This window comes from Agromyces sp. 3263, from assembly GCF_031456545.1.
In the GTDB taxonomy this organism is placed as follows: Bacteria; Actinomycetota; Actinomycetes; order Actinomycetales; family Microbacteriaceae; genus Agromyces.
Map to the genome: position 1 here is coordinate 147,483 of NZ_JAVDUV010000001.1, position 13,042 is coordinate 160,524.

At 71.3% G+C, this 13,042-nt stretch carries 12 protein-coding genes; 6 read left to right on the top strand and 6 right to left on the bottom strand.

The features are described 5' to 3' along the window. Positions 1-86 precede the first annotated feature (86 nt). Positions 87-689 carry a hypothetical protein gene (locus J2X63_RS00730; RefSeq protein ID WP_309972868.1) on the bottom strand — a complete coding sequence of 201 codons (603 nt, stop codon included), beginning with the start codon at positions 687-689 and terminating at the stop codon, positions 87-89. Positions 690-737: 48 nt separating this feature from the next. Between J2X63_RS00730 and J2X63_RS00735 the strand changes: the two genes are divergently transcribed. Together J2X63_RS00735 and J2X63_RS00740 are read left to right on the top strand one after the other, a co-directional pair. Continuing rightward, positions 738-1,625: an A/G-specific adenine glycosylase gene (locus tag J2X63_RS00735; protein WP_309972869.1), complete on the top strand. Its 888-nt coding sequence runs from the start codon at positions 738-740 to the stop codon at positions 1,623-1,625. A gap of 56 nt (positions 1,626-1,681) precedes the next feature. Continuing rightward, entirely contained in the window at positions 1,682-2,605 is a 924-nt protein-coding gene (locus J2X63_RS00740) for a LysR family transcriptional regulator (protein WP_309972871.1), read from the top strand. Here J2X63_RS00740 and rbfA read toward each other — a convergent pair. The 4 genes from rbfA to nusA form a co-directional block, all read right to left on the bottom strand. Further along, the gene (gene rbfA / locus J2X63_RS00745) at positions 2,602-3,117 is read right to left on the bottom strand and encodes a 30S ribosome-binding factor RbfA (RefSeq protein ID WP_309972874.1); all 516 of its coding nucleotides are present in this window, start codon (positions 3,115-3,117) and stop codon (positions 2,602-2,604) included. The genes J2X63_RS00740 and rbfA overlap by 4 nt on opposite strands. Positions 3,118-3,267: 150 nt before the next feature. After that, positions 3,268-6,081, bottom strand: coding sequence for a translation initiation factor IF-2 (infB, locus tag J2X63_RS00750; RefSeq protein WP_309972876.1), 2,814 nt, complete (start codon positions 6,079-6,081; stop codon positions 3,268-3,270). A 44-nt stretch (positions 6,082-6,125) separates the two neighbouring features. Next, on the bottom strand, positions 6,126-6,371 hold the full coding sequence (locus J2X63_RS00755) for a YlxR family protein (protein ID WP_130351151.1): 246 nt from the start codon (positions 6,369-6,371) through the stop codon (positions 6,126-6,128). A gap of 43 nt (positions 6,372-6,414) precedes the next feature. Then, on the bottom strand, positions 6,415-7,413 hold the full coding sequence (nusA, locus tag J2X63_RS00760) for a transcription termination factor NusA (RefSeq protein ID WP_309972881.1): 999 nt from the start codon (positions 7,411-7,413) through the stop codon (positions 6,415-6,417). Positions 7,414-7,572: 159 nt separating this feature from the next. Here nusA and J2X63_RS00765 point away from each other — a divergent pair, with 159 nt between their 5' ends. Next, positions 7,573-8,382 carry a DUF1206 domain-containing protein gene (locus J2X63_RS00765; RefSeq protein WP_309972883.1) on the top strand — a complete coding sequence of 270 codons (810 nt, stop codon included), beginning with the start codon at positions 7,573-7,575 and terminating at the stop codon, positions 8,380-8,382. A 3-nt stretch (positions 8,383-8,385) separates the two neighbouring features. On the opposite strand, the gene J2X63_RS00770 is transcribed toward J2X63_RS00765, so the two are convergent. After that, positions 8,386-10,152, bottom strand: coding sequence for a proline--tRNA ligase (locus J2X63_RS00770; protein WP_309972885.1), 1,767 nt, complete (start codon positions 10,150-10,152; stop codon positions 8,386-8,388). Positions 10,153-10,300: 148 nt separating this feature from the next. Here J2X63_RS00770 and J2X63_RS00775 point away from each other — a divergent pair, with 148 nt between their 5' ends. Genes J2X63_RS00775 through J2X63_RS00785 form a run of 3 tightly spaced genes read left to right on the top strand, consistent with a single transcriptional unit; the run spans position 10,301 to position 13,040 of the window. Then, positions 10,301-11,380: an iron-containing redox enzyme family protein gene (locus tag J2X63_RS00775; RefSeq protein ID WP_309972887.1), complete on the top strand. Its 1,080-nt coding sequence runs from the start codon at positions 10,301-10,303 to the stop codon at positions 11,378-11,380. Then, the gene (locus tag J2X63_RS00780; protein ID WP_309972889.1) at positions 11,377-11,625 is read left to right on the top strand and encodes a CDGSH iron-sulfur domain-containing protein; all 249 of its coding nucleotides are present in this window, start codon (positions 11,377-11,379) and stop codon (positions 11,623-11,625) included. The genes J2X63_RS00775 and J2X63_RS00780 overlap by 4 nt, the downstream gene beginning before the upstream one ends. After that, positions 11,625-13,040, top strand: a complete 1,416-nt coding sequence (locus J2X63_RS00785) for a M20/M25/M40 family metallo-hydrolase (protein WP_309972891.1) — start codon at positions 11,625-11,627, stop codon at positions 13,038-13,040. Before J2X63_RS00780 ends, J2X63_RS00785 begins: the two co-directional genes overlap by 1 nt. Positions 13,041-13,042 lie beyond the last annotated feature (2 nt).

Here is a 13,042-nt window from a genome sequence, read left to right on the forward strand (position 1 = left end):
TGTGCTCAAGTATGTCTGAACCGGAGGATCGATTCCGCGGATTTCCGGCCCGGGAGGCGGCCACTCCCCCGAACTGGGGGCACCGCTCAGCAGCTGTCGAGGAATCGGCGCCGCGGCTGCGCCGGATCACGGTCGTCGACCACGGCCGAGGCCACGAGCCGGGGGTCCTCCTCGGCGTAGGCGATCACGTCGGCTGGGTCCTCGGGCTCCCCGTCGAGGGCGATCCGGAAGTCCCACAGGTCGGCCAGACGGCGGCGCAGCACGAAGCGCCCGTCGAGCACGAGCACGGCATCGGCGGGGCCGGTCAACCACTTCGGCTCCACCCAGGCGTCGCGCGACGGATCGAACACCGCGGTGACGAACGCCGTCGAACCGCCCATGCGGAACGGCTCCACGAGCACGCGCCGCAGGGCGGCCTCGTCGAAGCCGTGCCGGTAGTACCGCATGGGGGTGTCGTCGCCGAACTCTCCTTGCGCGGCCCGCGAGCGATGGAACCGCTCCATGCTCGCGCGGAAGACGCGATGCCCGCGCTCGCGCAGCACGGCTGCGAGGTCATCGGCGAACTGGGTCTTGCCGCTCCGGAGCGGCCCGTCGACGGCGACGATCATGCGGCCACGCCCATACTGCTGCAGGATCTCGTCGGCCAGCCCGCGCAGGAACGCGACGCGCGGCGTGCTGACGAGCTCCATGAGTGCGAGCCTAGCCGCGCCGCATCCGGGCCGACATAGGCTGAGGGGATGCCCCGGCCCTCCTCTCCCGACCTCGCCGGCCCGCTGAACGCCTGGTTCGCGGATGCCGCGAGGCCGCTGCCGTGGCGGGCGGCGGAGGTGTCGCCGTGGGCGGTGCTCGTGAGCGAGTTCATGCTGCAGCAGACCCAGGTGTCACGGGTCATCCCGCGGTGGGAGGCGTGGATCGAGCGCTGGCCGACCCCGGCCTCGCTTGCGGCCGAGCCGCCGTCCGAGGCGGTGCGCGCGTGGGATCGACTGGGGTATCCGCGCCGGGCGCTGTGGCTGCATCGTGCCGCCGTCGAGATCGTGGAGCGACACGGCGGGGAGGTGCCGTCAGCGCTCGACGACCTGCTCGCATTGCAGGGCGTCGGCCCCTACACCGCGCGGGCGATCGCGGCGTTCGCGTTCGGCGAGCGGCATCCGGTGGTCGACACCAACACGCGCCGCGTCATCGCCCGCGCCGTGTCGGGTCGGGAGCACGCGGGGCCGCCGTCGACGGCTCGCGACCTGGCCGACATGACGGCGCTGCTCCCGGCTCCGGATGCCGCGGCGCGCGTGTTCAACGCGGCCGCGATGGAGCTCGGGGCCACGGTGTGCACGGCCCGCGCCCCGCGGTGCGACGCATGCCCGATCGCGTCGCGGTGCGCCTGGCGGCGGGCCGGATACCCGGAGCATGACGGTCCGCGGCGTCGGACGCAGGCGAGGTTCGAGGGCTCCGATCGCCAGGCCCGCGGCGTCGTGATGCGGGAGTTGCGCGCGGCCCACCGGCCGATCACCCGGCCGGAGCTCGCGGGGGTGTGGGAGGACGCGGCGCAGCTCGACCGGGCCGTCGCCGGCCTCGTCGCCGACGGGCTCGCGATCGCCGACGATGAGGGGCTCCGGCTGCCCGACGCCTGACCGGCGGCTTGCATCGGCGCGCCGCCGGAGCAGAGTGCGTGTGCGAGGATGCAGGGATGTCCGTGACGCCGTTGCCGGGCCGTCGTCCGAGCCCCGACGACCTGCTCGTGCTGCTCGCCGTGGCGCGTGCCGGCCGGTACACGGCGGCCGCCGCAGAGCTGGGACTCAACCACACGACGATCGCGCGACGCATCGGCGCGCTCGAGGATGCGCTCGGCGGACGCGTGCTGGCGCGCGGCGCCGCCGGCTGGGTGCTCACCCCGCTCGGGGAGCACGCGATCTCCGCGGCGGAGGGCGTCGAGCGTGCGATCGGGTCGTTGGCGCCCGGCGCACCGCGACTCTCCGGAGTGGTGCGCCTCAGCGCGACCGACGGCTTCAGCGGGTTCATCGCCGCGCACGCGATCGTCGCGGTCCGCCGCGTCCACCCCGACGTCTCGCTCGAGGTGGTCGCCGCCACGCGACGCGCAGCACAGCAGCGGGTGGGCGTCGACCTCGAGGTGGTCGTCGGGCGCCCGCACGTGCACCGCGCCGAGGCGATCCACCTCGCCGACTACGCGCTCGGGCTCTACGCGAGCCGCGACTTCCTGGAGCGGCACGGTACGCCCGCCACGACGGCGGAACTCGCCGGGGCTCCCCTGGTGTACTTCATCGAGTCGATGCTGCAGGTCGACGCCCTCGACGTGGCGCGGCGAGCGGCCCCCGACATGGTGGATGCCGTGTCGAGCACCAACGTGTACGTGCACGTCGACGCCACGCGCGCCGGCGCCGGGTTCGGGCTGCTGCCCGCGTTCCTCGCCGACCGGCACGACGACCTGGTGCGACTCTTCGCCGACGAGATCGACGAGCATCTGCCGTACTGGCTGGTCTGCCGGCCCGAGGCCTTGCGGCAGCCCACCGTGCTGGTCTTCATCGAGGCACTGCGCGCTCGCATCGCCGCCGTCGAGCACGAACTGCTCGGCCGGCGGCGCTCGTCGGACTAGCGGGGTCCGCCCGCCTCGGCGTCGTCAGCGAGGTCGGATGCCTCGTCGTCGAGCTCGTCCAGCTGGTCGAGGTCGTCGGCGTCCTCGTCGAGGTCGCGCGGCTTGACGTAGGGGTCGGCGTCGCCGGCGTACTCCGCCGTCGCGGCGAGCACGCTCGTCTCGGCGTCACGGCTGCGCGCCTCCTGCAGCAGGGACTCGATGTGCTCGGCGTTCTCGGGGATCGCGTCGGCGATGAACTCGAGCGTGGGGGTGAGCCGAGCCGTGATGTTGCGGCCCACCTCGGTGCGGAGCATCCCCGTGGCGGACTTCAGGGCGAGCGCCGAGTCGCGGCGTTCCTCCTGGGAACCGTAGACGGTGTAGAAGATGCTCGCGTGCTGCAGGTCACCGGTGACGCGCACGTCGGTGATGGTCACGAACCCGAGGCGCGGGTCGCGCAGCCCCTTGTCGAGCCGCTTGGCCACGATCTCCTTGATGCGATCGGCCATCTTCCTGGCCCGTGCGGGATCTGCCATGTTTCTCTACCTTCCCTCACCCCGACCCATCGAGATGCGCCTGATGCGACATCCGGATGTTCACGGGGTCCCTGGTTCTTCACTCAGGTGAATCGGGGTAGGGGTCCCCGTTCTTCACCTGAGTGAAGAACCAGGGACCCCCGGCCACGATCAAGCCCGAGGCTTCTCGCGCATCTCGATGGTCTCGATCTCGTCGCCCACCTGGATGTCGTTGAACTTGCCGAGGCCGATACCGGCTTCGAAGTCCGTGCGCACCTCGGTGACGTCGTCCTTGAAACGACGCAGCGACTCGATGGCGAGGTTGTCGCCGACGACGACGCCATCTCGGATGACGCGGGCCTTGGCGTTTCGCGTGATCGTTCCCGATCGCACGATGACACCGGCGATGTTGCCGAACTTCGAGGAGCGGAACACCTCGCGGATCTCGGCGACACCCGACTGCACCTCTTCGAACTCGGGCTTCAGCATGCCCTTCAGCGAGTTCTCGATGTCGTCGATCGCGTTGTAGATGACCGAGTAGAAGCGCACGTCGACGCCCTCGCGGGCGGCACGCTCGCGCGCCTTCACGTCGGGGCGCACATTGAACCCGATGACGATCGCGTTGTCGATCGTCGCGAGGTCGATGTCGCTCTCGGTGACGGCACCCACGCCGCGGTGGAGGATGCGCAGCTGCACGCTGTCGTCGACCTCGATCTTCATGAGCGATTCCTCGAGCGCCTCCACGGCACCCGACACGTCGCCCTTGATGATGAGGTTGAGCGCCTCGACCTTGCCCTCTTCGAGCGCACGGGTGAAGTCCTCGAGCGAGATGCGCTTGCGTGCCTTCGCCAGCTGCGCGTTGCGCTGTGCGGCTTCGCGCTTCTCGGCGATCTGACGCGCGGTGCGGTCGTCCTCGGTGACCAGGAAGGTGTCACCGGCGCGCGGGACGCTCGAGAGGCCCTGCACCTGCACGGGACGCGACGGCGTGGCCTCGAGCACGGCGTCGCCGTTCTCGTCGGCCATTGCGCGAACGCGGCCGTAGGCCGTGCCGGCGACGATCGCGTCGCCGACCCGCAGCGAACCCGACTGGATGAGCACGGTCGCAACCGCACCGCGGCCCTTGTCGAGCTTCGCCTCGATGGCGACGCCCCGGGCGTCCTTGTTGGGGTTCGCGCGCAGGTCGAGGCCTGCGTCGGCGGTGAGGAGCACTGCGTCGAGCAGGTCCTGGATGCCGATGTTCTCGCGAGCCGACACGTCGACGAACATGACGTCGCCGCCGTACTCCTCGGCGACCAGGCCGAACTCGGTGAGCTGCTGACGCACCTTGGCCGGGTTGGCGTCGGGCTTGTCGATCTTGTTCACCGCGACCACGATCGGCACATTGGCCGACTGCGCGTGGTTCAGGGCCTCGACCGTCTGCGGCATGATGCCGTCGTCGGCCGCGACCACGAGGATCGCGATGTCGGTCACCTGCGCACCACGGGCACGCATGGCGGTGAACGCCTCGTGGCCCGGGGTGTCGATGAAGGTGATGGCCCGCTCGATGCCCTCATGCTCGGTGTGCACCTGGTACGCACCGATGTGCTGCGTGATGCCGCCGGCCTCGCCTGCGACGACGTTCGCGTTGCGGATGGCGTCGAGGAGTCGGGTCTTACCGTGGTCGACGTGGCCCATGACGGTGACGACCGGCGGGCGGATCTCGAGATCCTCGTCGGTCTCGTCCTCGAGCTCCTGGTCGAGGTCGATGTCGAAGCCCTCGAGGAGTTCGCGGTCCTCGTCTTCAGGCGAGACGACCTGGATCTTGTAGCCGAGTTCCTCGCCGAGCACCTGGAAGGTGGCCTCGTCGAGCGACTCCGTCGCCGTGGCCATCTCACCGAGGTGGAACAGCACGGTCACGAGCGAACCGGGGTTCGCGTCGATCTTGTCGGCGAAGTCCGAGATGGACGCGCCACGACGCAGCCGGATGACGGTGTTGCCGTCGCCGCGGGGCACGCTCACGCCGCCGAGCGACGGAGCCTCCCGCATCTCGAATTCCTGGCGCTTCGTGCGCTTCGACTTGCGGGCCTTGCTCTTGCCGCCACCGCGGCCGAAGGCACCGGCCGTGCCGCCGCCGGGTCCACGACCACGACCGCCGCCGCCCGCGGGACGCGGGCCGCCGAAGCCGGTGCCGGGAGCACCGCCGGGGCGCTGGAAGCCACCGCCGCCACCGGGACGGGCGCCGGCGCCTGCACCGGCGCCGCCGGGGCGCTGGAAGCCGCCGCCGGGACGACCGCCGGCACCCGCGGGACGCGGGGCGCCGGGACGCGGCGATCCGGGTCGGGGAGCCTGCGGGCGCGGGATGTTGCCCGGGGACGGGCGCTGGCCCATGCCCTGCGAGCTCGAGAAGGGGTTGTTGCCCGGGCGCGGCTGGGCCGGGCGCGAGCCCATGCCCTGCGAGCTCGAGAACGGGTTGTTGCCGGGGCGCGGCGCGTTGGGCCGCGGAGCCGGACGCGGGATGGCGGCGCCGGGCTTGGGACCGGCGGCACCGGGCGTCGCGACATCCGATGCGGCGGGTGCGGCGGGCGCCTCGGCCGGCTTGGCGGCGGCCTGGGCGGCCTTCTCCTCGGCCTGCGCCTGGCGCTCGGCGACCGTCATCGGCACGTCGGCGACGGGCACGTCGGCCGCGGGAGCGGCGGGCTCTGCGGGAGCAGCAGCGGGCTTCGGCGCGGGCTTGGGGCCCGGCTTCACCGCAGCAGCAGCGGGCTTCGCCGGCGCGGCGGGTGCCCCGTTTGAGGCGGCGCCTGCCGCCTCGAGGGCGGCCTTCAGGCGGCGCGCGACGGGGGGTTCGATGGACGACGAGGGTCCCTTGACGTACTCGCCCATCTCCTTGAGCTTCTCAAGGGCGATCTTGCTGTCGACACCGAGTTCGGATGCGATCTCGTGTACGCGTGGTTTGGCAGCCACTTCTCTCCTGTTCCGGGCCCACCCCGAAACAGGGCGGACCATCAATGGCGGACGGGTCTCATTTCGAGCCGCTCATGAGTTGTCCATTAGCCGTTCAGCCTGTTCTCTACGTTGCTGGTGTCCACCTCGCCGCGGATGCGGAGTGCGCGTCCGAAGGCGCGTCGCCGCACGGCGAGCCGGTAGCACTCGAGCGTCGGATGCAACCACGCACCCCTGCCCGGAAGCACGGCCGAGGCATCGGCCACGACGTGGGAATTCTGGGAGACGACCCTCAGAAGTGAGGACCGCGGGGCGCGCGAACGGCATCCGATGCACGTTCTGACGGGTTCCATCCTACACCTCTGGGCTGGGAGCCCGCCGACGCGGGCCCGGGGCTCAGTTCGACTCGAGGATCGAGTCGGGCTGGATGTCGATCTTCGCGCCCGTGAGCTTGGCGGCGAGTCGGGCGTTCTGGCCCTCCTTGCCGATCGCGAGCGAAAGCTGGTAGTCGGGCACGAGCGCGCGAACGGCTCGCGTCGACTCGTCGATGACGTAGGCGCTGGTCACCTTGGCCGGCGACAGCGCGCTCGCGACGAAGGTGGCGAGGTCGTCGGACCAGTCGACGATGTCGATCTTCTCCGAGCCGAGCTCGGCGGTCACCGCGCGCACGCGCTGGCCGAGTTCGCCGATCGCCGCGCCCTTGGCGTTGACGCCGGGCTGGTTCGCACGCACGGCGATCTTGGTGCGGTGCCCGGCCTCGCGGGCGAGCGACACGATCTCGACGACACCCGAGGCGATCTCGGGCACCTCGAGCGCGAAGAGCTTGCGCACGAGTGCGGGGTGGGTGCGGGACACCGTGATCGAGGGGCCCTTCTGGCCCTTCGAGACGCTCGTCACGTAGACGCGGATGCGCTGCCCGTGGGGATACTCCTCGCCGGGCACCTGCTCCTCGGGCGGGAGGATCGCCTCGACGGTGCCGAGGTCGATGTGCACCATGCGCGGGTTGGGACCCTGCTGGATGATACCCGCGACGATGTCGCCCTCGCGCCCCCGGAACTCGCCGAGCACGGCGTCGTCGGCCAGGTCGCGCAGGCGCTGGTTGATGACCTGCTTCGCGGCGAAGGCGGCGATGCGGCCGAAGTCGCTGGGGCTGTCCTCCACCTCGCCGATGACGTTGTCGTCCTCGTCGAGCTCGGGGATGTAGACCGACACGTGGCCGGTCTTGCGGTCGAGGTGGGCGCGGGCGCCGCTCGGGTTCGCGTGGCCGTGCTGGCCGGGGTTGGTGTGCTTCAAGTAGGCCATGAGGATCGCCTGCTCGATGATCTCCACCAGTTCGTCGAACGGGATCTCCTTTTCGCGCTCCATCATGCGGAGCACGCTGAGGTCGATGTCCACGCCGGCCTCCTCTATTCAGCTCTCAGTGCCGCTTCCCCTCGGAGCGGACGACTCTCTACCGTAGCGGATGTCACGAGGCACGTCATCCGCGGCCATACCGCTTCGTCGCCGCAGCGCAAGGGGGCGAACGCGCGTGCCCTCCGTCGATACGCTGTGCCGATGGAACCCGAAACCATCAAGGAGACCGCGAGCGCCGCCCAGAGCTCGCGTCCCTTCAGAGCCCTCGCCCGCATCGGCTACGTCGTGCTGGGCATCGTGCACCTCATCATCGGCGTGATCGCGATCTCGGTCGCCGTCGGCCCGGGCGGCGGCGAGGCGGACCAGAGCGGCGCCATGGAGCAGATCGCTCGTCTCCCGTTCGGCGTCGTCGTGCTGTGGGTCATCGTGCTGGGCCTCGCCGCCCTGGGCATCTGGCAGGTCGCCGAGGCCCTGCTCGAGCGCGACTCGGACGCGAAGAAGAAGTGGGGACGCCGCATCAAGGAACTCGGCACCGCCGTGGCCTACTTCGCCATCGGCGCGACCGCACTCGTCTACGCGCTCGGCGGCCGGTCCGACTCTTCGGAGTCGAGCACGACGATGAGCGCGCAGCTCCTCGCCGCCCCCGGCGGGATCCTCGTGCTCGTGCTCATCGGACTGGTCGTGCTCGGCATCGGCGTCGCCTTCATCGTCCGCGGCATCCGGAAGGACTTCGCGAAGCAGCTGTCGCTGCCGGCCGGCAAGGCGGGAGACGGCATCCGCATGTTCGGCACGGTCGGCTATGTCGCCAAGGGCATCGCCGTCGCGGTCGTGGGCGTGCTGTTCGTCGTCGCGGCGTTCACCCACGATCCCGAGAAGGCCGGTGGCCTCGATTCCGCCCTGAAGAGCCTCGCGGCCCTGCCGTTCGGCCAGATCATCCTCTGGCTGGTCGGAGCCGGACTCGTGATCTACGGCGTCTACTGCTTCGCACGGGCGCGCTACGCCAGACTCTGAGCGTCAGCCGGCGAGCGTCGCCACGACGTCGTCGATCGGCACCGAGACCCGGTCACCCGTGGCCCGGTCCCACACCTCGACGACACCGTCGGCGACGCCGCGGCCGGCGATGACGATCTTCGGCACGCCGATGAGCTCGGCGTCGCCGAACTTCACCCCGGGCGACACCTTCGGACGGTCGTCGTACAGCACCTCGTAGCCGGCGGTCTCGAGCGCGGCCGTGATGGACTCGGCCGCCTCGAACACGCTGTCGTCCTTGCCGGTGGCGAGCACGTGCACGTCGAACGGCGCGATCGACGCGGGCCAGATCAGCCCCTTCTCGTCGTGGTGGCCCTCGGCGATGATCGCGAGGATGCGCGTCACGCCGATGCCGTACGAGCCCATCGTCACGGTCACGAGCTTGCCGTTCTCGTCGAGCACCTTCAGGCCGAGCGCCTCGGCGTACTTGCGGCCGAGCTGGAACACGTGGCCGATCTCGACGCCGCGCGCGAGCTCCACCGGTCCGGAGCCGTCGGGCGCGGGGTCGCCCTCGCGCACGTCGGCGGCCTCCACGACGCCGTCCGCGACGAAGTCACGGCCGGCGACGAGCCCGAACACGTGCTTCTGGTCGAGGTTGGCGCCCGTGATCCACTCGGTGCCGTCGACGACCCGCGGGTCGACGACGAAGCGGATGCCGGTGGCCGACTCCTCCCCGAGCACCGCGCCGTCGGGCGACCACGGCCCGATGTAGCCCTTCACAAGACCGGGGTGCTTCGCGAAGTCGGCCTCCGTCGCCGCCTCGACCTCGGCAGGAGCGAACGCCACCTCGACGCGCTTCATCTCGACGTCGCGATCGCCGGGCAGGCCGACCACGACGAGCTCCCGGGTGCCGTCGAGGTGCACGAGCGCGAGCACCACGTTCTTCAGCGTGTCGGCCGCGGTCCACGCACGACCGTCGGGCCGGGGGTACTCGGCATTGGCGAGATCGACGAGGGTCGCGATCGTGGGGGTGTTCGGCGAGTCGAGGATGGCGGGCTCGGGCAGCCCTTCGAAGGGGACGGGCTCGGGTGCCGTCGTCGTGTACGCCTCCACGTTGGCGGCGTACCCACCCGCCGATCGCACGAACGTGTCCTCGCCGATGGGGCTCGGATGCAGGAACTCCTCGCTCTTCGAGCCGCCCATCGCCCCGGCATCCGCATCGACGATCACGTAGTCGAGGCCGAGCCGGGCGAAGATGCGCTCGTAGGCGTCGCGCTGCGCCTGGTAGCTCGCGTCGAGGCCCTCGTCGCTCGCGTCGAACGAGTAGGCGTCCTTCATCGTGAACTCGCGACCGCGCAGGAGGCCGGCCCGGGGGCGGGCCTCGTCTCGGTACTTGTCCTGGATCTGGTAGATCGTCAGGGGCAGGTCCTTGTACGACCCGTAGAGGTCCTTCACCAGCAGCGTGAAGACCTCTTCGTGGGTCGGTGCCAGCAGGTAGTCGGCGCCCTTGCGGTCCTGCAGGCGGAAGATCCCGTCGCCGTACTCGGTCCAGCGGTTCGTGACCTCGTAGGGCTCTCGCGGCAGCAGCGCGGGGAAGTGCACCTCGTGTGCGCCGGCGGCCGTCATCTCCTCGCGGATGATCTGCTCGATCCTGGCCTTGACGCGAAGGCCGATCGGCAGCCACGCGAACACGCCCGGAGCCTGTCGACGGATGTAGCCCGCGCGCACGAGCAGCCGGTGGCTGGCCACCTCGGCGTCGGCGGGGTCTTCACGGAGCGTGCGGAGGAAGTAGTTCGAAAGGCGTGTGGGCACCCGACGATTCTAGTGAGCACCGCGCGAGTGCCGAATGGCGCGATGGCGACCCGCGCGCCGGCTATCGCTCCCCCGGGCGCGGGTCAAGCCCGGTGACACGCCCCACGGCGCTTCCTACGGTGGAGGCAGACCGAGCGAGGGAGCTGGAATGACGATCACCGCGGAGCCTGGACGCGACACCACGACGAGCGGTGCTCCGGATCCGGTCTCCCCGATGCGGCCGATGGCGCTGCCGAGCCCGCGTGGCACGGTGAGTGAGCAGCTCCTACGACTCCTCACCGGTCCCCGGCAGATGCCCCTCCAGCGGCTCGCGGATGCCACCAGCGAGTCGCTCGCGGCATCCGACGACGTGCTCGCCGACGACGACCTGCAGCTGACGCTGTTCCTCATGTACGAGCTGCACTACGGCGGCCTCGGGGGCGTGTCGGACGCCTGGGAGTGGGACCCGCGCCTCCTGGCCGTGCGCGAGACGATCGAGCACGCATTCGAGTCCGCCCTGCGAGCCGCGGTGCCGCAGCCGGTCGCCACGCGCGACGTCCCCGAGGCGTTGTTCGCCCTCGTCGAGGCCGACGACGGCCCGAGCCTGTCGGCATTCGTGGAACGCGACGCCACGTCGGAGCAGGTGCTCGAGATCCTCGCCTGCCGCACGATCTACACGCTGAAGGAGGCGGACCCGCACAGCTGGGCCATTCCCCGGCTGCACGCTCGCGCCAAGGCGGCCCTCGTCGAGATCCAGGCCGACGAGTACGGCGGCGGCCGGCCCGAGCGACTCCACGCGACGATCTTCGCGAACGCGCTGCGCGGGGCGGGACTCGACGATCGCTACGGCGCGTACGCCGACCACGTACCCGTCGAGGTCTACACCTCGATGAACCTGATGTCGTTCTTCGGACTCCACCGGCGCCTGCGCGGCGCGATCGTCGGCCACCTCGCCGCCTACGAGATGACGTCGTCGCTGCCCTGCCGTGCGTACGCGAAGGGCCTCCGGCGGCTCGGCTTCGGCGCCGAGGTCACCGACTACTTCGACGAGCACGTCGAAGCGGATGCCGTGCACGAGCAGCTCGCCGCGCGGGACCTCGCCGGCTCGCTCGCCGAGGACGAGCCGCAGCTCGCGAACGACATCCTCTTCGGGGCGGCGGCCTGCCTGGCCATCGACGGTCGCCTCTGGGGAGGCCTGCGCGACCGATTCGAGCGCGGCGAGTCGGCGCTGAGGAGGCCGCTGCCGTGAGCGCCGAGGCATCCGCCCGCCCCGTCTCGATCACGGCGTGTCCCGACGGGCCGCTCCTCGTCCGCGGCGACCTGCAGCTGTTCGACGATGACGGACAGCCGGTGCGGCCGAATCGACGGACGTTCGCGCTGTGCCGCTGCGGCGCCTCGGCGATCCGCCCGTTCTGCGACGGCTCCCACAAGCTCGTCGGCTTCCGCACGAGTCCTCCGTCGCGGACGCCCGCCGTCACCTTCGACGAGGCGTGATGCCGGCCGCTGCGTCGAGCGCACTCCACGCGCGGGTGCGCGAGCACCGCCGCGAGTTCGTCGACCGGCTCGCGGAGTGGGTGCGCATCCCGTCGATCGCCGGCGACCCCGGCTACGCCGCCGCGTTGCCGCAGTCGGCGAACCACCTCGCCGGCCTGTGCCGCGCCGTCGGCTTCCCCCGCGTCGAGGTGTGGGAGCAGGGCGACACCTCCGCCGTGTTCGCCGAGTGGTGCGCGGATGCCGCGGCGCCCACCGTGCTCGTCTACAGCCACCATGACGTGCGCGCCGTCATCGGCGAGCCGTGGCGCGAGACGGAACCGTTCACGCCGGTCGAGCGCGACGGATGCCTCTTCGGCCGAGGCGCTTCCGACGCGAAGGGCCAGGTCATCGCCCACCTCTGGGGTCTTCGCGCGCTGCTCGCCGGCGGCGGCCGCACGCCACCGGTGACGCTCAAGCTCCTCGTCGACGGCGAGGAGGAGCTCGGCTCCCCGAACCTCGCGGACCTGCTCGACGCGCATGCCGCCGACCTCGGCTGCGACCTCATCGTCTACTCGGACACGACCCTCCTCGATCCGGGGCGCCCGGCCGTGACGACCACCGTCCGAGGCATGATCGGCGCAGAGCTCACCGTGCACGGCCCCGCGCACGATGTGCACAGCGGCGCGGTCTCGGGACCGTCGCCCAACCCGATCCTGGATCTCGCGACGCTGCTCTCCGAACTCCACGACGAGGAGGGACGGGTCGCCCTGCCGGGCTTCTACGACGCCGTCACCACCCCCACCCCGAAGGAGCGGGAGGACTACGCGGCGCTCGAGGTCGACGAACGGTGGTGGCTGGCGGAGTCGGACACCGGGCGCGTCACCGGCGAGCGGGGATACACGGTGCCCGAACTGCTGTGGGCGCGCCCGGCGGTCGAGGTGATCAGCATCAGCGGCGGCGACCTCGAGGCGCTTCCCCGGGCCGTCATCCCCGCATCGGCCGGAGCCGCGCTCAGCATCCGGATCGTGGAAGGCCAGACCCCGGAGGAGGTCGCGGCGCAGCTCGAACGGTGGGTGGCGGAGGAGTCGGCGGCACGCGGCATCCGTGCCGAGGTCTCGATCTCACGGAAGACGGCGGAGGCGCCGTACCGCACGCCCGAGCATCCGGCCGTCGAGGCCCTTGCCGAGGCCATGCGCATCGGGTTCGCCGTCGACGCGGTGGGACGCATGGGCAACGCCGGCGGTGGCCCGGCGGAGCTCCTCGCCCGGACGCTCGACGCACCGCTCGTGTTCTTCGGGACGGGGTTGATCGGCGACCGCTGGCACGGCTCCGACGAACGGGTTCGCATCGAGGTCCTGGAGCAGGGGGCCGCGACGCTGGCGGCGTTCTGGCCGCGCCTCGCCGACGCGATGCCGAAGGGGCAGCGCGGCGCCTGATG